We start from the raw sequence: 23643 nt of genomic DNA on the forward strand, positions 1-23643 counted from the left end.
AAATAGTGGTAAGATCGGAAAAAGGTGGAAGTAAATTTACAATGATTTTTCCGGAGTAACGGCCTTAACGCAAATTTCAATTCTATTGTGAGCAGGATTTAATGTACTTTCCATCGATACTTCCCGGAATTTACGATTTCAATCGGGCCCGGAAACGGATTCGACAGATTTCTCTTTTTCCCAAAATAATCATTGTCTATTTGAATCGCTCCTCCACCAGCTTGACAATAAGGGAGCTGTGTGACAGCCGATGGGGCTAATGCATCGGAAGTAACCAGCTGACGTTTCTGATTGAACCATTTTTCGTTAATAATCATCTCAAGATATATTCCCTCCCTTTCACGGACCAGATTGCATAAGGGATCGAAATCCAGGTCATCTGTTGCCGTTCGCTCAACCGATGGATTGTTCTTATACTGTTTCATTTGTTCCTGAGCATTTTCATTCATCTCGCCAAATTTCTTTTGTTCTTTATTTCCGGCAATTTTTATCGTTCCGCGGGTATACACATTCCCTTCAAATACAACCGGTAAAAGTGCACTACTGTATTGGCTTACATCGGATCCCTCCAGAAATAAATTGTTTATGAATTGAATATCACCTCCCGGATTATCGTGCAAACCTTCTACAAACGTAGAATGCGGTCTATGATATGGCGTTAAGCGGGCATCGTAATCAATAACGTCCACTTTTCCCATGAAAATATTATGTGTAAAAGCTGCTCCGCTCGAATTCATCAGTAGATTTTTCCCGGAAAGTAAAATATTGTTGAACACCAGCGTGGGCCCATGGTTTACTTCCAAAAATATGTCAGGAGAATTGTCGTGCATCAGGTTACCGGCTATCTGGGCTCCCTGCGCCATCCAATCGAGCCAGACGCCCATATTTGTCCGGTAAATATAGTTGTTCCGGATTTGCACATCCACTGCGCCGTGAAATTTTATACCTGCCATCTCCGCTCCGCCGAATAAACGCCTGACATGAATATCGTGAATTGTATTGTTTTCGATAATGCTGAATGCACACCCCATACTTCCTACTATTCCGGCCTGTTCACAATGTGAGATGGTATTGTTACGGATAATATGGCTGCCGATAGTGCCTTTGTTCCATCCGAAAGCCAGCGCCCGGTTGATCGTCCCAATGTAACCTTCGGCCGATTCTGTGTCCTTGTTGTCAAACTGATCGCCGTATTTTCCCAGCGTAATCCCAACACATTTGGAATATTGGATCGTATTGTTCTCTATAACCCACCCTTTGCTCCAGTGAGTACCGACCAGTCCCATCTGCTCCGCTGTAGGAGGCGCCCAGTTGGTGGCGGCATGCTGCATAATAAAACCTTGTAATCCAATAAAATTAATAAAAGGTTTGTCGGGATAGAAAACTGTTTGCCTGACATTTATTTCCACAACTTCATTGTTCGGATCATGGTTTGGAAACTGTGCCCAAATAATAGTTGTTGTAGTATCGACTTCCGCCCACCACAAACACTTTCCATTATTTACGGGAGTCATAACGTCTTCTTTCGTAGCTGATTCAACAAGCCAGTGCCCATTCAGATAAACCTCACCCCGCCGGTATTTCCGATCTTTTGGGTCCGGCCAGAACCAATCGCCCGATATAAACTCTTTATACGGATTAAATTCCCCGAAAAAGCTATTGGATATTTCAACCCTCCATGTATCATTCTCCGACTTCTGCCAGTTTTTGATGATTTCCGAACCTTTTATTTCGACTCTTTCTCCATGAGCCACCCTGTAAACAATGCGTTCATTTTCGGAGTTCCCACCGCGCGGCGGCACAATCTGTTCACGATAAACACCCTGATGCACCGTAATCGTATCGCCGGGCATCGCAACGTTGGCCGCCTCCTGAATGGTTTTAAACGGACGGGCAGTTGTTCCGTTACCGGAATCGCTTCCTGTAACTGCAACATGGTACTCATGGCCATTTCGTTTCGATTGTCCGGTGACAACTAAACTCAGCATCAAAAAGATAAATAAATAAAAGTGCTTCATATCCAATTGAATTTTGTTACAAATAATTACGGAAAACCTATCTGCAATATCAATATCCGGGGGCTCTTTTTAATAAAACGGGATCTGCTTTTTTCCCTTCGACGATCGGGTAAAGCAACCATGTATCGTTGTCTTTTCCGGTTTCCAGTTTCCAGCTCTTAGCCGGATCGGATAGTTCTTTCTTTACCCAGCGTGGAAAGGCATTCGCGGCGCGGGCATCTTCCCATGTCCTGATCACGTTAAAAATAGCCTCTTTCTGCGGGCAGCTTTCTACATCTTTCTGGTTCAGGATCAAACTATACGTTGTTCCTACTCCTACCGAAATAGCCTGGATATGCTCATATTGCTCCACTGTGGAATTTTCTTTTATGGGAAAATTTCCGCCCATACCGACGGGAAAAAAGTTAGCAAAAGTAACGTCCCTGAGATCCTTTCCCTGACTGGTAGTACTGCCCCACTCCCGCGTATCGGCATCGTAAAGGTTTTTGCCGCCACCCACATTCCAAATGCTCTGGTAATGCCATGATCCTTCCGATAAGGTAGCTCCGGTAAAACGGATATAAGGCACTCCGACTTGCTTACCGCGTTCGAACATTTTCCGGAAAAAACGTTTGGCTCCGTAGTATCCATGCCCTGTATTAAAAAGGAATTCCTGCCCGTCGAAATCGTAATATGCCAACCCGTTGATACGGCAGACATCGGCATAATATTCGGCAATTTTGTCTTGCAATTGCATATTAGGTATCAATCCATCGTATCCGTAATTTATAGTTACCTGCAGTTTATAAACAGTGTTACCCTTATGATGCTTCGAAGGCGTTGTATTCCAATAGCCACGTTTTACATTGAGTAAACGATATGGCTCTTCATCTGAAACACCCAGGTAATGAATCAGTTCCTTGCCTATTTTAATCATATTCAAATCGACGCAGTGCCCCTCCCAACTTGCAATTTCTTCCATGTATTTCGGATCATCGACAAGGATAATGGTATCGCCCGGCTCCATATCATTCATCAGCATTCTCTTTTGCTGATAAGAAAGGCTATCGCTCGGAACAGGGCTTGCATCCAGGGTTCCCGGGGCCAATGAATTGGTGATAGGCGTCCGTCCGATCATAATTCCATACTTTGCCGCCATTTCTGAAAATTCTTTATGCGATTTATTTCCTGCTGTCATTTTAATCGGTTTCCGTTCAAAGTCCTTCCCGTCAATATAGCCCCCATTTCCTCTGTCGGGTCTTAAAAAACCCTGGTCGTACAAACTGATCGCTTTAAAACCCAGGCGGTGTGTATAGGAAATGATGCTATCATTCAGGTTGCCGGCTGTCATGGCATCCGGAACAAAGGCTGCGGGATCTTTTACCCATCTGCCGTTCATAGTGGGATAAGGAAGTTTTTCCTGCAAGACAATATCCTGAATAACATCCAGCAACGCTATGCTATCCGGGCTCCCCCAGAAAGCTACCGATGAGCCTATATAACCGATACCGGGTAAAGGTTCTACATCCAGATGATTAGGGACATTGGCTTCCATATTGGGAATTAGCGAAAAAAACACCTCGCGTCTCGATGAACGATCTCGGGAATGATACGAAATGGAAATACGCCCCTCCTTATCCACTTGCGCCGCATCACCATACATGATGCGGTAATAAGGCTCTTTATGTGCGTAAAAAGCGACATCGCTGATCCCATTTCCTCCCAACGTGAAGATCTGGCCTTCATGCAGATTGTCCGGCAAAGGAAACCTTTTTGTATCTGGGCTGTGAATAACGTACTGGAAAGGTGCGGCATCGCCGATCGTTTCGGATGTACCGCCAAGGGTATTGTCATCCAAAGCCAGCATTCCGATAGCATAATTGACCACTTCGCTGGTATCGCGGGCTACACCGATTAGTTCGCCCATCAGATTCGTGATATTGGTATGGTAATGCCCCCACTGGATATCTTCGATATCCTTGCAATCGGACAGGGATAACAGGGTGAATTTAAAATATTTTTCCTGAAACGCGATGCTGATCTGAGCTTTTGAATTATTGGAAAAAGTGAGTGAGAAAATCTTTTTCTTTTTGTCGTAACTTGCCTTTACAGGTTCGTAATACTCCTTCTTTTCTCCATTATAAATGCTCATAAGAGGCGAAGGTTTATCGGCAGGGCTAAATTCACGGTGAGGTTTTACCGTAATATTCTGCATACTCGAAATAAATCCTTTATTATTGATATGAATTTTAAAATAATCCGTTCTGAAATCCCATTGTGCATTAGTGGTAGTTACCAAAAACAACGACAAAACAGACAAAATAATACTTTTTTGTTTTGATAAACAATTCATTGACAGGAAAATATTTTTCAACATATGTTTTTTATTTATAGTGATACGTTTATTTACTGATGTTATTTGTTCCGGATTGCATAGTGGCATATTGGCACATTTAATCCGTTTTCAGTATATAATTTACCGACTTACCGGCTTTTACCCTTACTTTATCTTTCCATCGCAGGAAAGCATTGTCGCCTAACGGACGGGAAGCCTCCTCCGCATTCTCCGCAAAGAGCGTAACGGTCGCATCATAAGTAGTCGGGTTCGTTATTTGCAGCACCAATTGTTTGTTATTCTGTTTGATAACCCTGGCATTCACATGATCAAATACATAGAAGGAGCTGATATCTGTCCGCACATAAATACCGGGGATTTCCAGCGCCATCATGGCACCGTTGGTTTCGTTCCATCCCGTCGTACCGCCATCTCCACGCGAACCACGGCTATCCGCATCGCAATAGGTCAAACGCTCCGTGATCTTTCCGTTGGGTTGTACACCTTCCGCATGGGCATGGATCACATCACGAAGCAATTCGGCATAAGCCGTTTCTCCGGTAGAGCGGTATAACTTGAACAATGCGTCACCGGACTGGGTACAGAATCCCGGAGCGCCATGCTTGTTCTGTGTACTGGCCCAGACTGCACCGGTCAGGTTCGCACCCAGTTTCGCCAACGGAGTATTTTCCGGTAACCGGTAAGGGAAAGATACTGTCCATGTTGCGCATAAGTTCGCCAGATCACCGGATTGTTTCAGATATTGTTCTTTACCTGTTACCTCATACAGTGTCATTAAAGAGGTTAATAAGGCAACCGCTGTTTCGGAATCGGCATTCTGCAGGATATCCCCGCAACCTCCGGATGTAAAGCCGACTAAAGCAAAATTATCATAATAGTCTGCTGCCGCCTCGCAAGCGACTTCAAGATAGTCCGGATTATTGTAATAACCGGAAGCCAAAGCCAATCCGGCTACTGCCATAGCGCCACTCGTGGTGTTAAATACAGCAATGTTACCGGTTTCCACATGCAGGTAATTCCCCCATGTGGCATACTTTTTCCAGGTATTGATAAAAGCATCCGCCAGTAAACGTATATTCGTTTCCCATTCCGGGTCAATGGCATTGGTTTTCCCCTGTTCTCTCAATAACATAAACTGTTTTACCATCCAGTACAGCACATCGCCATTTTTACGGGTCAGGCCAATTCCCGGATTCTCTTTGGCGGCATCACGGTTGAATACTTTCCCATCCGATCCGAGCACATCGTAGTAATAGCCACTTTTACCTTTGGCTCGTGGCAACCCGAAATCGAATGTATTCTTAACTCTCCTCAAATGTTCCGCATCCCCTAAAGCCAACATCGGGTAGGTATTCATCAAACCGCCGATCCAGCCGTAAGAGATCCAGTCTGCATTCTCGGGGCAGTAATATTCCCATTGATCTCCTACATAATAACGTTCGTCGATATTCCGTACCATCCGGGTCAGCACCTCGCTCATCGGCATCAAATTGCGGGGAGCCTCCCCCTTTGTATGCAGTTTACGGTCTTTCATAAAGTGACCCAGCAACTCAGGGACATCTTTGCAAGGAAAAGTGATCTCGGTAACCCGGATGACAACCCGATCTCCTTTCTTCACCTCTATTCCCCGGTCGGGACTTTTACTGAAACCGATAAACTCCGGCTTACGTTCCCGCACTCCCGGAGCGCTGATAATAAAAGAAGCGACGCTTCTATCCGGTGCTTCTTCTATGATCAGGACATGATCCAATAGCTGGTTCTTCCACTCGATACCCTGATCGGTCAATAAGATCGTTGCGGACTTCTTTGCCCGTTCCAGTATGCTCATGGCAGGTGTTGCCGTATTGCTTATATTGACTTCTAACCGTGAGTGAGCTCCAAACTCAGGAGAAAGCTGAGGGATCGGATTGGAGGTCAGCGCCAGATCTTTCCGGTTATAATCCGTTTTATCCAGCCCGGTGGCATATGCCCGGTTTACAATACGCTGCCTGTTACCATTATACACCGACGAAGGGATCATTACATAGTTATCGCTTGTCCATCCATAGCGATCGAATGCGACTGCCACACCCGTATCGTTCATATCCCGCTTAGCTGTAAAAGAAAAAGTATACATCTTGCCGCCATTCGCCGTAGTGTGTTCCGTACGAACTTCCCAATCTGAGGCAGGATTTATTTCTTCACAATGTTTCAACTTCGATTCGTTGTAGAAACACTCCAACAGCCGGATATTTTTATTCGTGTTCTTTACATCCGGCAACCAGGAAGCCTGCGTAGAGGAGGACCCTGATGCATGTTCCGTCGCTTTTACGACGAAAGAGATCATCAGTAGGGAAAGAAGGAATAGCACATTTAATTTCTTACTCATAATAATCAGGTTATTCATCATTTATTTAAAATATTTTAACCAAATAAACTTGTGGACAGTTTCAACTACTGACTCGCATTATTCTATAACAAACCAGGTTGTCCCCCGGGCTTTTATATTTACAGGTAATAATAAGTCCCCTTTGTTGTTCAAAGGGTAAATCATACTTTTGCCATCTTCGAAAATTAAGGTTGCTTTGTCTATCAATCCGGTATAATATAGATTTACTTTCAATGTGCGGTTTATAATCTCATCTAAGGGGTTATATATCATTAGCAGACCTTTCTCTTTTCCGCCGGGATTTACATGTAAAATGGCATCGTAATCCCTTCCGTCAGGGCGGCGAACATGTATAATATCACTATCCAGTATTTCCCGATGCTTCTTGTAAAAATTTACCCACTTCATTACAAGTTCCTTAGTTTCCGGAGTATCATATAACTGCGGGCCGCGATAACAAGCTTGTACTCCGGCTCCAAACAAGTTGGCTAAACGCTGTTCATAATGTGGAAGATGATCTTTTAGCGGTTCTATTGTTGCTGATTTTCCTCCTCCCTGATATTCCACAAGTGGCACAAACATCCAACCCATAGAGGGTGTTTTGGACCAGGTTCCGTCATATATATTTTGTCGTTCAATAATTTCCTGTTGCGCACGAGGAAGTGACCAATTTGCTTCCCGATAACCCATTCCTGTTTTATTACTGCCATTTAGAAAATATAGATCAGGTATATTTAAATAAATGCCGTTACTCCTACACCATTTGTAAAAATCGGCCACTCGTTTGAACTGTTTCCATTGCGAATCGCTAACATTTTTATGACCTGGATGATTGTTTGAATAGCATAAATCTCCAGGATATGAACCGTCATGTTCGAAAACTGACAACCCTGTTTTTTCATATAAATTATAGAGCTTTCTGAAATACTCTTGTCCCCATTCACTTTCAACACAAGGCGAATTTCCAAATCGGGGACGTTGTCCTTCGGGTAGTATGACATCATTTTCAGCGTCTATGCTACGGCTGGCTAACAACGAATAACCACCTAAAGCTATATTTTTTGAACGAGCATAATCGGCTAGTTTTTTCATCCGATTTATATTTTCAGGAGAATCATCTTCTGCTTCAAAGCCACTCCAAAAAGTCATGATTACCATTTCGAATCCTACTTCAGCACATTGGTCTATAGCTTTTTTAACGGATTCATTATCAGAACTCCGCACATGCATCAATATGGGATTTTCCGTTACCCATGGCGCTATTGTCCGCATCATACGACGATAAGCCAGGCTTTTTCGTTCTCTTTCCCAACTATCGTTTAAGAGTTTCCATACTCGAAAGCTGCTAAATGTGTTGCCTGTAGCGATAGTTTGCTCAGGTCCTATTTTAGGGGCAACTTCTAATAAGCAGGGTGCTGTTCGTTCATAATTGACCTGTGTCTTATAGAGTGGATCTTTTTTCCACTCTATACTGGAATGATATATGTATTCTTCACTCATTCCTCCAAAATTATAATCTGTTTCCACCGTAATGTTAGGATATAGCCATCTATCCCGTTTATCTACGGTACTTTCCGACTCGTAGACTGCTAGTATTTCACTTTTGAAGTTATTTATAGTGATGTCTTGTCCGGATTGATTTTTTACCGAAATCCATTTGCTAAAGACCGGCAAATTGTCATATAATTCGTAATGGACGTTAACTTCAATCTGTTTTAAGTACGCTAGCTGTGATGAGATATTATCATTAATATTTGATGGGAAATCACCGAGCATACTGAATGCTTCTATACGGCAACGCCCCTCTATTCCTTTTTCTTGATAATCATTACTTCCTCCTTCAGTATCCATTTTACCAACTCTTACTTTCCGAGGAATTTCATTTGCATTCAAACCGCAAAAACCAATAGATTGCCAGTCAATCCCATTTAAGGAGAAAGACGTTTCAAGTTTATCTGTTTTCAGTTCAAGTCTTAACCAAATAGATTGAGTCTCATTAACCTTAATTTTTTCACGTTCTTTTTTGCCATCGTATAAAGCTACCTCATTACTTTCACTTCTATAATTTACTTTTATCGTTTTACTATCGAAAACCAAACCGATTCCAGGTCCCCAATTAGAAGAGCGATCTGTTCCCGGATTTATGTGAGCTATTATCACTTTAGTTCCTGTCTTGAAATTTTGTTCTGCATATACGGCAGTATTGGCGAGTGCCATGATTTCTCCAACCTTTCCTTCATTAATGAAAGAATTCCGGTTATGTGCCTTTGACTCTACTAATGTCCATTCGGGTAGTAATTTATTAAAATTGTCAAAGAATAATACTTTTCTCCGATCATCCATATTACTGCGTTTAGCAAGAGTATTAATTGCCTGGTCATCGAGTAGATAAGTAAAGACCAGTTCTTTACCCGGAGCAGGCCATGGCAGGTCTTTCGGCATCCATTCGAGCCTTTTTTTCCAAGGGAAACGTTCTTTGATCTTCTCTACCTCATAGCTTTTCATTTTGAAAGCTCCGGGATTGGCCTCAAGATTCGGTATCCATTCTTTTAACAAGTAATTGTGGATAGGTTGTCCATCCAGTCCGCCCACATCAAAGTGATGCCCGTCAATGGTTAAAGAAGCTTCCGGACGGACAGAACGAAGAAAGGATGTGTTGCTCTGCATTTCTTCAAGTTCTATTGAAGCCACATTGGGGTAAAGAGTAAAAGTACGGCTTACTAATCCATTGGTAAAGACAAGATAACCTTCCGGCGTCTGATATAAGGCGGCCTGGGCATTGACAGGAGTTACTAACCAATCTTTTTGTACAGTTACTTTTTGTTTATCAAATACAGGATATGAATCTTGAGCCCATAAACACAGGTTACAATGCATTGATAATAGGATAATAATTAAAATTGTTCTTTTCATTATATATTATATCACACTAATAATTTTGATCAGGGTGTATAGCCCCTCTTTAGGTTTAATAGTACACTTTTAATCACTTAAAACACCATATAAGGCTCCCCTCTCATCTCCAAAGAGGTATAAATCCCTTCCGATTTACCGGGTTGCCCTCCTCCAATATAGATTCTAACCCTGCCATCGGCTTGTACAAGATTTCCTTTTTCATCCGCCAATGCCAGTTCTTCGGGCGATAATGTGAAGCTGATGGTACGGCTTCCCCCCCTCTTCAGGTATATCCGTTCAAAACCTTTGAGCACACAGTTTGGTATCCGCCTGTTGGCATCTTCAGGGTGAATAAGGTATAACTGGACAACTTCTTCACCATCATACTTTCCTGTATTCTTTATTGTTGCCGATACTTTGATTGTTTTTCCGGTTTCTGTTATTTCCGGGTTTTCTATCTCTTCATAGGTGTAATTTGTATAACTCAGCCCATACCCGAACGGATAGCGTACTTCCCCCTTGAAGTAGCGGTATGTCCTGTTTGCCATCGAATAATCTTCAAATGCAGGCAAATCGTCATCACTTATATATGTTGTCAGAGGCATCCTTCCAGCCGGATTATATTCTCCAAACAATACATCTGTTATCGCATCACCGGCCGCTTGTCCTCCATACCAGGCTTGGAGGATAGCATCGGCATGCTCACTTTCCCATTCGAAGTTCATCACAGAACCCGACATATTCACTACTATAAGCGGACGACCGGTCTTTTTCAGTTCCTTCATCAGTTCCGTCTGGATAGCGGGTAGCCTCGTAGTAGTCCGATCGCCACTGACAAAGGCACCATAACCGGCTGCACCCGCATCTCCTGCTTCCCCTTCATAATCGGAGGTAATACCTCCTACAAAGACTATCACATCCGCCTTCTTTGCCTGGGCTGCTATCTGCAAAAAAGAAAGTCCTTCCGTATCTTTATCCATTATGTTTACACCTTTAAGATAGTCGATTTTTATCCCTTTGCCATAACGCCTTTCCATGCTTTTTAATGGAGTAATAATCTCACTGGGTACTCCATAATAATTGGCCAATTGTGCTTGTCCATTATCCGCATTGGGGCCTATCAGGGCAATTCGTTTGATCTTCTTCGCATTCAATGGCAGGATATCCTTTTTGTTCTTTAGAAGAACTATTGATTTCCGGGCCATTTCATAAGCATGTTCTTTGTGTGCGTCACATTCGATAACTTCCCTTCCGATAGAACTATAAGGTACACGGTCAGCAGGATCGAACATCCCTATTTTAAACAGGATTGTGAACAAACGTTTTAGCGATACATTTATATCACGTTCCGTTATCAATCCGCGATTTACGCTTTGTTCCAATAAATGATATAAATCTCCGCATTCAAGATCGGTGCCTGTAAGTACGGCAGCGGCTACGGCCTCTTCGTGATTACGGTGAGTCTTGTGATGGGAGGCAAAGTCTGATATCCCCCCGCAATCGGAAGTTACATAACCGTCGAACTTCCATTGATTACGTAAAATATCCGCCAGCAACTCGTTATTACCGCAACAAGGTTGTCCGTCTACCCGGTTATAGGCACACATAATACCATGCACTTTTGCTTTGATCACCAGGTCACGAAAAGCGGGCAGATAAGTATCCCATAGGTCAAATGGGTTAACTCTTGCATCAAACGAATGGCGGTTGTGTTCCGGACCACTATGCACGGCATAATGCTTGGCACAGGCAACTGCTTTCAGGTAATAGGGATCATTCCCTTCCAATCCCTTTACAAAAGCGATTCCCATCTGACCCGTCAGGTAAGGGTCTTCTCCGTAGGTTTCCTGCCCCCGTCCCCAGCGCGGGTCACGGAAGATATTAATATTGGGAGTCCAGTAGGTCAATCCACGGTAACGTTCTCCTGTATTCTTCGCTTTCATATCTTCATTAAACAGGGCACGGCCTTCTGATGCAGTATAGTCCGCCATCTTATAAATGGCTTCCCTGTCAAAAGTCGCCGCCATTCCTATGGCTTGTGGATAGACAGTAACTTTCTCTTTTGTGCGGGCAACACCGTGCAACGCTTCGTTCCACCAGTCATAAGCCGGAATACCCAATCGGGGAATGGCCGGGGATTTGTGTTTCATCAATTGAACCTTTTCTTGTAAAGTCAACCGGGAAATAAGGTCATTTATCCGTATCTTCACATCCAGGTCAGGGTTACGAAAAGGGTATTCTTGAGCCTGGATTTGCAGGTTTATTGCAAAAAATACAAAAAAAGGAATATATCTTATTGTTTTCATAATGATGGTAATTAATAAATATTGTTATTATTGTTGACTTTTATAAAAATAATATGCTTGATCTATTCACATTCCATGATTTTCTGCCCGGGAGTTATTCCGTTTTCGTTATAGGAATCCACTGTAAAATAGTAAGTTATACCACTGTTCAGGCTGTTGATATCCAACTTGGTATCCCCAAATACTTGGAAATTATTATATAATTTATCTTTTGAGATGCCATAACGGACAATATACCCTTCACTCCCGGAAGTTTCTTTCCACGTCAGTGTCACTTTGCATGGATCGTCTTTATCCCGGTATATGATACAATCAATAACCTCTCCGGGTTTCTTCCCGGTTCCTTTTCCGAATATCCGGAAGTCGCGTAAAGAAAAATAGGGGGCAACCGTATAACCTTTATTTTCTATACGAATATAACGTGCTTTAAAAGCCTCTTCAAATTCAATATAGTCATGCGGGGTATCTGTACGTTCCGTTTCTTTATCGACAACCGGATACCATTTTTTTCCATCATGGGAGGCAGAAATTACATAACTTTGATAAACCTCAGAGGAGTAACCACTGAGAGAAGCTCCTTCCTCATCAAAATTTACCTGAATCGCATGAATAAATGAAGGTACCACAAGATCCAACTCCAGGCACTCTCCAATATTATTTGTTGAAGCAACCCATGAGGTACGGACATTTTCATCCACCGCATTGCCGGCAGGAAACCCTCCACGTTCGGATGATACCGCAACCGGTTTGTTATAGGATAGGAGCATCCAGTCTGGACGATTGTTGCAGTCATTACCCTTATGCGATGGAAGATACATCGGATAGTCTCCTAAATAGGTATTAGTAAACATATATCCATCTGAATCGATTCCTGCAGGGAAGAGTGAAATACGCCGCTCGAACATGTGTCTAACCGAAATAGAATTGGTAGCCGCTTTCCAATAGTTCCCTTTACCTACAGTAAAAAGACAACCATGTCCGGCGCCACCAATAAAACCAGTTGGCTTATAGGATACCGGACTATTTTCCATATAACGAAAAGGACCTGTAGGGGATTCGCTCACATAGACTCCGTCGGCATACGATTTCCATTCGGTTCCCGGTGCGGCGTATTGCAGATAGTACTCACCATTATGGGCAGTCATCCAGGCGCCCTCAATGTAAGGACGCCTGGATAATTCGTTTGTTTCTCCCGTACGTTCCCAACCATACATGTCTTTATTGCTGTTGAAACATTCGATACGTTCTGTTTTTTCTTCTAATGTATTCAGGTCCAATACCTGGACAAGTATAGGATCAGTGGGTGAACAGCCGTGGTACATATACAGGTTGTCGCCCTCAACATAAAAAGCCGGATCCCAGAAAGACCATATCTCTTTTACTTTTTCCCATTTTCCGGCATCGGGGTCGTTTGAACGGTACAGCATCCCCTTTCCATGTGTGGAACCTACATAATAAATATAATCGTTATGAACGAAGTTTCCGGGAGCATAATCCTCGATAGGTAATACGGAATCGGGAATGAACACATGTGTCCAGTTTTGGAAGTCTTCAGTATACCAATAACCTGATGACTTGGAAGCAAACAAATAATATTTATCCTGGTATTCAATTATAACAGGATCGGCAGCCTCACGAATGCCTGCCCCTTCTTTTATCTTCATAAAACGGTAGTTCAAATTTACCGGATTACAAAATGTTCTTGGATTTTCGGAAACTTTGGCACGAATAGGAGGATCAATACAACTGAATACGATGGGGATCAATAAAAAGATGAACAGAGTTTCTTTTACACAACTGTTTTTTTTCATTTTTTTGATTATGATTAATTGAATATCATTATTTTACTATGTTCCGAATTTTTTATCGTGTGGAGACATATCCATATACATTACCAGAAAAGTCGACGGTAAACAATGTATTTCCGGATATAGCTACTGTTCCCAATATCGGTGCACCCAACGCATGTTTCCATAACAACAGACCTGTTTCTCTTTCCAGCGCATACAGATAACCATCAGGGTATCACTAAATAAACTCGCGGACAATTTTAACCACTGATTCGTATTATTCTATTACAAACCATGCTGATCCTCCGGCTTTAATCTTTACGGGAAGTTGCAGGTTACCTTTATCGTCCAAGCTATAAACAACGGGAATGTTGTCTTCCGAAGTAAGCATCGCCCGTTCTTTTAATCCGGTATAATAGATAGGAAGTTGTATTATTTTTTCTATTTCCCTGTCGGTCGGATTAAAAACGATGACCATTCCTTTATGGCTGATGAACGGATTGACGTGCATCATGCAATCCAGGTCGCGTCCGCTGGGTCGGCTGACATGGATAATATCGGAAGTCAGAATATTGCGGTACTGTTTGAACCACTGGATCCATTTCGATACCATTTGTTTCGTTTCCGGCGTATCGTATAAGCGGTTTCCACGAATCGTCAGTTTACAGCCGCTGGCCAGATACTGTATCAATTGTTGTTCGTAACGATCGAGATTCTCAGACAAAGGTTCCAGTCCCACACGCGGATCGTTGGTATAGAAACCGACCAACTGCAAAGTCATCCATCCCATGGGCGGTATCTTGTGCCAGGTGCCGTCGTATATATACTGGCGCCCCAATAGCAACTGCTGTTGCGGGGTCAGGTTGGCGCTGGCCTCCCGGTACCCCATACCGGTTGCACATTGACCGTTCAGGAAATACCAGTCGGGGATCGGGATATACATATTCCGCCGTTGTAATTCATGAATAACTCCGACCTGGGTTTTCCACTGCTGCCAATGCGAATCTTCCAGCCCTCTATGGTAGGGATGTTCGGTTGAAGCACAAGGATCGCCATGATAAGGACCATCCATATTATAGGTCATCAAACCGGTTTTGTCGAAAAACTCCCACATCTTACTGTAATAGGTATCTTTCCACTCACTGGCAATGCAGACACTCTGCCCGAACAAACTACCGGGTTTTCCCGTTTCCGGATGGATACAATCCACCTCTTTGCCTCTCCCCCGGGATGCAACCTGTAACTCGTACCCGCCCATTATGATACCCCGTTCTTTTGCATAAGCCGCAATTTTGCGCCAATGCTGTACATACGCAGAGTCTAAGTTGTTGTGGCTGATGCCGGGCCATGCCATGATATCCAATTGCTCCAATCCCAATTCGGACATCTGGTCGATAAACGCCTTCAGTTTTACTTCGTCATGCGAAGTAATGCCTCCACTGATCAGCGATTCGGTTACCTGAGGAGCCAGTTTTTTATAGAATCGGCGATGTCCCAGCGATTTACGCTCCCGGTCATCGCTATCCTGTAACAATTCGAATGTAATGTATGATTTAAACGGATTTACTTTATCAACCGCCGTATTGGGACCCATTGGAAGCGTGCTGACCAATAAGTTGTGATGCGGGAAGCCCAGAAATTTATCTTCTGCCTGGTTATGGGAAGCCCAGGTATTATAATCGTCGTCGACACGCCATTTTGTTGTCGAACTCCCGACATGATATATTTGGGGCGTTCCCGAATAGTGCATCAGGGCGCTTCCCTGCAAATCGGCATTGACCAGGGCAAAAGAGAAGTCGCTTTCCACATGGATGCGTTCCACCTGATCTTGGTTAACAGCCAATACTTCACACTCCATTTCATTCAGCAGCGCCGGTTCTTCCCCGTGGTTTTCTATTTCGATCCATTTAGCAATCACCGGTAATCCCTGGTATATTTCATAATTCACTTTTACCCTGATATCCTTTACCTGCCGCATATTTGCTGTCGGCCAAAAAGTCATTTCCACCCGTAATCCTTTAGCCGGCCAATCGGTAGGAACGGCATTATACTTCGGTTTCCACGGGTATCGTTCGAGCGGTAGCCCCGTCTCGACCTTAGCCAGGGTAAATGCCTGATCGGAGGCTTCCATCTGTGGATACCAGCTTTCTAACAGGTAAGACAGTTCGGGTTGTCCTTTCAAACCGCCCACATCATACCATACACTATCGATCCGGACGCGTGCTTCGGGTTTCACGGCACGCAGGTATTCCGCTTCATTGCTCAGGTTTTTATATCCCACGCAGGCTATATTTTCAGAAATGTAAAATGTTCTGGATACCAAACCATTATTCAATTGGAACATGGATGTAAGCCCATCTGTTGATTTTTTCACAAATAGCCTTGCCGGTTCGTTTACCGGTGCAATCAGCCAGTCGTTCACCTGTTTTGTATCGGGTAATTCCGATACAATCATTTTTCCCTCGGCAGGGGATTCAATGTTTTTTATCAGGTTTCCGCGTTCGGTCAAACGTTTCCGATCATCCGTTTTTTTCTTTTTATAGTCGATCAGGAAATCTGTATCGGGGTTAAAACCTCCCGTCCCGAAAGCAGAACATCTCACTTCATAGATATCCCCAAAGAATGGATCTTTTCCATCGGCATCCACTGAGATGGAGAAGTTGGCAAAAAATGACTGTACCGGATTGAACGAAGCACTCTTTTTTCCGTTCATCCAGACACTGCCTTTCCCTTCTTCAACAACGAGTGCCAAATGCGTCCACTGGTCTTTTACCGCATTTCCAATTATAACAGTTCCTTTTCCTGCAACCAATATCCACTGTTTTCCTTGCTGGGCAAAGGTATATCCTTCTTTTCGGTTTCCGTTGGCGACAATTGTTTTTAACGTTTTGCTATCATCCGTTCCACGCGATTTAACCCAGACCTCCATAACCATATTAGCAGCCGCATTGCCGAATGACTGTGGTATTTGATATCCGTCGTCTTTTCCGTTAAAAAAAATAGCACCTTCTCCCTTCAATCCTTTTTCTCCGGGAGCATCCGCATAGAATACCGGACGCCCTGTCGCAATAAGTATCCCGTTACCCTTGACCGGTTTTATCTCTTTGGGGACAACGGCGTACGTTACGTTTCCCGAACGTCCGAAATTGTAATGGACAATAGGATCTATTTTTGCCTTTAACGATGTGCAAATCAGTAATAAGAAGGATAGTATAATGCTTTTACTCATAATTTTACTGTTAATCTGAATTTTATTACGATCGTTACCTGATACGTTTATTCGCCCTCAAATAACATATCAATGGCTTTCCAGAGTACACCGGCTGATCCCCGGAACATCCCCGATCCTTTGGGTTCACCGGCGGGTGTCCACCATTCATAGAATCCGTCGTGTTTAATTACGCGGTCGAGCATGGGAGAAAGGGCTTCATAAGCCTCCGTATAAAACCCGTTGAGAATGAGTTGTTGAACCATGCGTCCTCCGAACCAGGTCCAGTCACCTCCGTTTTGGTAACTGTATTCACTCATATCAGGATTTTTGAAAAATCCGTTGGGGTATACTGGATAAAGAGTCAGGCCAATAGTTTGTGCCCCGGCCGCTTTTACATTCTGTTGCATTTTGTGATAAGCGTCCAATATCTCGTTCCTTTCCAGCATTCCTGCTTCAATTGCCACAGCGGTGCCTCCGTGATAATAGATGGCGTCTTCATCGAAATCGGGCGGGAAAGGAGAGCCGTTCAAATAAATATGCGGGATGAACTTTTGCCTGCGGCTATCCCACAGATGTTTTCGTGTATTATCCATAATATATTGGCGGATACCTTGCCAATACGCTTGTTCATGCTCATCATTGATCATGGCAATATAATCTTTTATGGCAATGGCAAACATGGCATTGTCATAGATATCTATACAAAGATGTGAAGTGCTGTCCAACTTTACGCCCCACTCATGTTCGGGCTGTACATCACCCCAATCGGCGGTTGTTGCACCCCAGAGCAAACCATATTTCTCGTTATAACGTTTGTTGAGCAGGAATTTCAATGCATCACCCATACGTTGCTCTACAGTGCGTCCGGCAATCTGCTCCTGCAAAAACGATTGGTCTTTTGTAGCATGCATATATTTGGCAATGGCTTGTATCAGTGACGATTCCTGATCGGTTTCTACCGTATTTTTATGTGCGGCATACTGCGGTGCAAGATTAGAATAAATGAAGTCATAATTTACTTTTTCATCTTTGCGCGGAATATAGCCGTCTACAATATTGCCGTCCGGTCCCTGAAATTTAAAAAAAGTAAGTAAAGCTTCCCGTATTTTACTTTTATCCCCCACCCTGCATGCCGGTTCAATGAATGTATTCAGATCGCGGATCCAGACTTCGCCATACCCATCCCCGGCATTCAGCCCGCTCTGAATCAATGCTTCGGCTTTTTGCTGAACAATTTTTAACCGGGGATCAGCTATTTTATCCGGTTTTGTATGTTCATCATCGTTTCCGGCAACCGACAATACCTTCGTTTCCGCAACAGGTATAATTGCAGATGTTTCTACAGCCGGACTTACTTTTACATGGGTCGAAAAACAAAAAACTATAAAAACACCTATTACAGCTGACTTATTCATCTTAAATTAATTTATATTATTTATGCGCTCTTTATTTCCTAATGCTTTGAATTCGATATTCACAAATGGAGCATTTGAGGATGAAAAATCACATTGCACGGAAACCTTGTTATGACCTTTATTCCACCTAACAGGAGCGGATAATGGATATTCCGACAAAACACGCCAATAAGCATCACAAACATATACACGCTTTCCGTCGCTATATATTTTATCGCCGGCTTTTAATTCCACAGGGATTTCAATCGGAGCATTTCCTTCTACCAATATTTGTAACTTATTTATTTTACCGTCTTTCTCTTTCTCAGGCAGAATAGTGGCATAAAATTGAACAGCCTGTTCCTCATATGGATTATCAAATGCAAATTTACTCAACAAAGGTTCGCCGGATTGGACTAATCGGAATTGATGGATATTATCCCCCTTTAAAGTAACTTCATACAAATTCCAGGTATTTGCTCCTGTTCTTTCCAGATGAAATTCATTCTTAGGATTTTTCATTTTCTCTCGTTGTGCTGCTGTCAGCAGATGGCTATTACGTATCTTTTGCCATTCGCGAATGGCCTCAAATAAGCGGCTTTTAAATCCGTTGTGTTCGATACTTTCGTCCACACGCAATAAATAACCGGCATTGAAAGCGGCACTACGCGCCTGAATCCATTCAATATCTTCAGGACGGTAAGTAGGTTCCAACTTGAACCATCCTAACATACCGGGCATTAGATTACGTTCGAAGTAACGCTGGTTTTCCAATCTGTAATTCACCTGGCTTTCTCTCAGGTTATCATACCAGGGTTCTCCCCAATTCATAAAAGAGTAAATATGCCAGTAGTAGTGGAAGGTTCCGGCTCCGCAGGTAATAACATATTTATCCAGGTTTTCATACCATCGCTCTGCAAAACGACTAGCCCCAAAACAACCGTGTCCGGTAGGAGAGCCTCCTCCATAACCGTCAAAATCCATCAAACCGATTCCGGTTTCTTTACATACTTCGGCTAAACGATCCGCATATTTATCCTGTAGATTGATATCGGGGAAAAAGCCGCTGTAGTCATCATTTACCAATTTATCGATTTTATCACCCGCTTTATGTGAAGCTGGTTTTGTTCCGAACTGGCCGCGAATACAGTCGATCAGTTTATAAGGGGAAGTTTTTGTTACTTCCCGGTAGGCTATTAATTCTTTTCCTATTTTAGCGGTACGGGTAGGCCCTGTATAAACAAAGAAATGCGGAGAATCAATGACAATTTCACGGTCTATTGCATTTATATCCTGAGATAGAACCGAACTGCCGGCAATACAAAGACTGTCACTCGGAATGGGGGTAACATAAGGATCATGTTGGGATGTGAACATTGTCAACGTATGTACCCCGATAGCAATGCCACGTTCACGGGCTTTGTCTGTATAAGCTTTTATCTGTTTGGCACCTTCCGGAAAACGGGAAGTATGCAGGTCAAAATGCCCCCAATTTTTAAAAATATCACCGATATGAACTAATGTAAACTGACAGGAATCTGCATAATCCAAGGCATTATCCAAAGAACTTCCTTCATACAACATATAGGCCGGATTGGGTAAATCCTGTCGTTTAATCCATTCGCCGTTTATCGTTGGATGTGGTAAATTTTCTCCCAATTCAATTTGTTCTATTACATCCAATACGTGGGAAACAGGGGCTGCAAACAAAGCAATTGAACTACCTATATAATCCTGATCGACAGCTGCTATCTTTTGTTTTCTTCCATAGAGGTCAGTTATTCTTTCTCTTCTCCAATCTCTGGCAAAAAATTGAATATCACTACCGTATGAACGTTTTATAGCCGCACGACCTCTCCAAATACGTACATAATCCGGCATATCTCCCGTCTCATTCACATTAATAAAATCTATTTTTTCTCCTGCCCTCTCTTTTATTTCCTCCGGCACCTGTTGTCCCGGCAACGGATCTATATAAGAGCCTCCATAAGCATCATCTCCCCAATGCGGCCTTCCTTCCGTAGTATATAAATCAAGCGCCTGAATACCGACGGAGAAAACGGTATCACGCACCACTCCTACAGTTTCGCCAATATATTGAGAGATAGTTGTTGCATAAGGGCCCCAGGCAACAGCTTCTATTTGATCCCTGTTGCTTAATGAAACCAGCGATAAACGAATGTAGGTATCTTTAACTTCCCTGGAAATGACTGCTTCAGACTGGTTTTCGAATGTAAGGATCCATTTATCGGTTTCAACTTTCAGATTAACAGGCTTGATATATTGTTCGCCATCATACAAACTCAATAAAGGAGAAACCGTTTCCCTCACTAAATAATTTACCTGGGTTCTTTTATCTACCACCTCGCAAATGAATCCTTTTTTATCTATTCTGAAATCTGCATATTGAGTAGATAATCCATCTACATATGAATGCTTACATGAGCATAACATACATAGTACTGCAACCTTACATATATTGTTAGTATTTAGAAGTTTCATTTTTAATATATTATTCGAGAATTCGCATACTATTTTACCTTGTCTTGCGGAATAAAGGCATGCAGATAATCTTCGCAGAATAATCTGCATGCCTTAAAAAGAAAAATCAATTAAAATTTATTTCAACGGATCAAAAGCCCCTCCCCATTCATTATTCTGTTCGATCTTGGAGTTGCGGTCGATAACATCTTTATGGACTGGATAAAACCAATGGTTCAAATCCAAATTAAACTGATATTTCTTATCCCCGTCCAGACATTCTACATATTCGAAAAGGAACAGTTTTCGTACTTCCGGATCGTACATGTCTTTTGTCCAGTCGAAAGATCCGATATTGTCGTAATCCTTGATCACGGCATGAAGTCCGGAACGCCATTTCAACGCATTGAGCATATCGTAACGTTTCCAACGGCGTATATCCGACCAACGTTTTCCTTCATAGGCAAATTCGATAAAGCGCTCATCCATATAAGCCTGGCGGATATCGCTTTGGGATACAGCCGTAATTCCGTAATTACCGGTTCCGGCTTGAATGCCGGCACGCTTGCGGACATCATACAACACCTGCAACGCCTCGCTGCTCTTATCCAGCTCGTTTGCACACTCGCCATAATTCATCAGAACTTCGGTAAAACGAATCTCAATCCAGTCGGTTATGCCGTCATACACGGTAGCTATTGTCAAAGATTTGTCCAGGCCTTTCAATTGGAAATAACCGGAGGAACTACCGCCGACTCCTTTTCCTAACTGATCAAATATCAGCGTATTGTACTTATACCCCGTTTCCGAAAGTTCGTCAGGGACTTTTCGCCAGGCATTCCAGTATTTCATTCCGTTTGTTAGCTGATCGCTCGCCGGATAAAAAGTTCCCGGGCAGAAAATAGTTGCATAGAAACGGGGATCGCGCCCGACATAAAAGTCCGTCATAAACTGCTCGTTATAAGCTGCGTCATTATCAAGGCGATTCACATCTAATTCCAGTTTGGAACCGTCGAGCTTCGGGAAAGCCATCAAAAGCGGGAATATTGCCTGATTAAAATTTGCATTGTCTTTTGTCAGCGGCTCGGGACGAATACTATTTTGAGCCAGTTTATGGTCGGGATAATAGAACTGGTTGATCATTACCACTTCGTTGTTCCTTTCGTTATACCAGATATCTTCAAATTTACCGGTATATAAACCTTTACCAACACCTTTCAGAAAATCAACGGCATCTTTATTGGCTTTATAGGCTGCCTCCCAACGAGACTGGTCGTTGCCCGGATTAAACAACGGACTGGCGTACTGTAACAATACACGTCCTTTGAATGCCATGGCGCACCCTTTATCAATACGTCCGTAATTAGCGCCTGTCCAGGTGTCCGGAAGAGAAGCAATTGCTTCGTCCAGGTCTTTGATAATCTGCGCTACACATTCCGACGTACTGTTGCGGCTGACAAACAGCGAAGGCAGATTTGTCACATCCTGAAAATGCAGGATCAACGGAACACCACCTGTGGAAAAGACTTTCCCCCAATAATCCCATGCTCTCCAGAAAAGGGCTTGCCCCTTCAATTGTTTCATTTCTTCATCGGACAGTACAGTTACCTTTTCCATCTGGTCCAGAAAGAAATTAATCCGGTCAATGTTTCCATAATCCCACTTTTGGCCGGTGTTCTCAACCGTGATCAGGCCTCTTGCATAATCTCCCATACTTGTCGGCCCATTCATGCCCTCATCCGTACCGTTTGCAGCAATAGGCCATCCGGGCGTCATTCTTCCGTATATATCGGTCAGGAACGAGTTGATCATTGTTTTATCCGTCCACACATTCCCCGGGTTAATCGTCCCTGTATTTTCATAATCCAGGCTACAGCCACACAGCGTGGCCAGGAATAAACTGACTACTATAATATTTGGTTTCATAATTAACATAGCTTTATTGTTAGAATTTCACATCAACACCGAAGTTAAACGATCGCAAAACCGGAAAAGCGTTTCCACCACCAATTTCCGGGTCATAATATTTATTGAAGCCGCTCAAAACAAACAGGTTCGTGCCGGTGACGAATAAACGCACATTCTCAAACATCTTGTTATAGAATTGATTCTTAGGCAGGTCATAGCTTACCGTCAGATATTTCAAACGCATGAAACTGCCATCCTTCAACCAGAAGCTACTTGCTGTCTGATACGTTTTCGGGCTGTTATTGCTAATACGTTTCGGCAGAGTTGCATCCGGTGTTTCCGGTGTCCAGCTATCGTAATACCATTGATTCCACATACGATTCCATTCCACACCGCCGGCCAGGTCCGACATCCATTTTTTCTCACCTAACCTTCCGGAGAACATCATGTCTATGTTCAAACCTTTCCAGCTTCCACCCAAATTCAACCCGTAAACAACCGGAAAGTTTTTGGAATGAAGCATCACCCTGTCCCAACTGCTGATTTCACCGTCCGGCTTTCCTTCAGGACCACTCAGGTCTTTAAAAACCATCATACCTAATTCCGGTTTTAACCCGTTATGTTTATAATTCGGATTGGCCTGATTAAATGCATCTAATTCTGCCTGTGTACGGATAATTTTATCGAACTCATATCCTACTATATAAGTTCTGGATTTTCCCTGTGCTATATCGATCCATTGGGCATTCTGGGCATAATCCTGTTTGATCACTTTGTTCCACCCATACGACGCCGTCAGGTTGGCAAAGTAAGAGAACTTATCGTTCTTCCCGTTATAACCCAATTGGAAATCAAATCCCTGTGCATGGATTTCGCCGTAATTCTCAGCCGGCATCGAGAGACTGAATGTGGACGGCAATGTGTTCTGGCGGTTCCC

11 protein-coding genes and 1 pseudogene are annotated in these 23643 nt (G+C 43.1%); all 12 read right to left on the reverse strand.

The features are described 5' to 3' along the window. Positions 1-98: 98 nt before the first annotated feature. Complete coding sequence (locus Q0502_RS07560; protein ID WP_298649178.1) at positions 99-2018, reverse strand: right-handed parallel beta-helix repeat-containing protein; 1920 nt, start codon at positions 2016-2018, stop codon at positions 99-101. A 49-nt stretch (positions 2019-2067) separates the two neighbouring features. Beyond that, complete coding sequence (locus tag Q0502_RS07565) at positions 2068-4212, reverse strand: hypothetical protein (protein WP_298649180.1); 2145 nt, start codon at positions 4210-4212, stop codon at positions 2068-2070. Positions 4213-4450: 238 nt separating this feature from the next. After that, positions 4451-6721 carry a hypothetical protein gene (locus Q0502_RS07570; RefSeq protein WP_298649182.1) on the reverse strand — a complete coding sequence of 757 codons (2271 nt, stop codon included), beginning with the start codon at positions 6719-6721 and terminating at the stop codon, positions 4451-4453. Between the two features lie 78 nt (positions 6722-6799). After that, a complete protein-coding gene (locus tag Q0502_RS07575; protein WP_298649185.1) occupies positions 6800-9634 on the reverse strand; it encodes a hypothetical protein in 2835 nt (944 codons plus the stop codon). Positions 9635-9711: 77 nt separating this feature from the next. Then, on the reverse strand, positions 9712-11766 hold the full coding sequence (locus Q0502_RS07580; protein ID WP_298649188.1) for a glycoside hydrolase family 3 C-terminal domain-containing protein: 2055 nt from the start codon (positions 11764-11766) through the stop codon (positions 9712-9714). Positions 11767-11984: 218 nt separating this feature from the next. Continuing rightward, positions 11985-13733, reverse strand: a complete 1749-nt coding sequence (locus Q0502_RS07585; RefSeq protein WP_298649191.1) for a family 43 glycosylhydrolase — start codon at positions 13731-13733, stop codon at positions 11985-11987. A 52-nt stretch (positions 13734-13785) separates the two neighbouring features. After that, positions 13786-13932 (reverse strand): PQQ-binding-like beta-propeller repeat protein, encoded by a 147-nt coding sequence (locus Q0502_RS07590; protein WP_298649205.1) that lies wholly within the window; start codon positions 13930-13932, stop codon positions 13786-13788. A 57-nt stretch (positions 13933-13989) separates the two neighbouring features. Then, positions 13990-16941, reverse strand: a complete 2952-nt coding sequence (locus Q0502_RS07595; RefSeq protein WP_298649193.1) for a LamG-like jellyroll fold domain-containing protein — start codon at positions 16939-16941, stop codon at positions 13990-13992. A 47-nt stretch (positions 16942-16988) separates the two neighbouring features. After that, positions 16989-18338: a hypothetical protein gene (locus Q0502_RS07600; protein ID WP_298649196.1), complete on the reverse strand. Its 1350-nt coding sequence runs from the start codon at positions 18336-18338 to the stop codon at positions 16989-16991. A 6-nt stretch (positions 18339-18344) separates the two neighbouring features. Beyond that, positions 18345-20681 (reverse strand): hypothetical protein, encoded by a 2337-nt coding sequence (locus tag Q0502_RS07605; protein ID WP_298649199.1) that lies wholly within the window; start codon positions 20679-20681, stop codon positions 18345-18347. Positions 20682-20936: 255 nt separating this feature from the next. Further along, positions 20937-22724, reverse strand: coding sequence for a RagB/SusD family nutrient uptake outer membrane protein (locus Q0502_RS07610; protein WP_298649202.1), 1788 nt, complete (start codon positions 22722-22724; stop codon positions 20937-20939). Positions 22725-22743: 19 nt separating this feature from the next. Further along, positions 22744-23643, reverse strand: a pseudogene (locus Q0502_RS07615) (SusC/RagA family TonB-linked outer membrane protein); the annotation flags it as partial.

The sequence above is a fragment of the uncultured Proteiniphilum sp. genome (genome assembly GCF_937873925.1).
Lineage (GTDB): Bacteria > Bacteroidota > Bacteroidia > Bacteroidales > Dysgonomonadaceae > Proteiniphilum.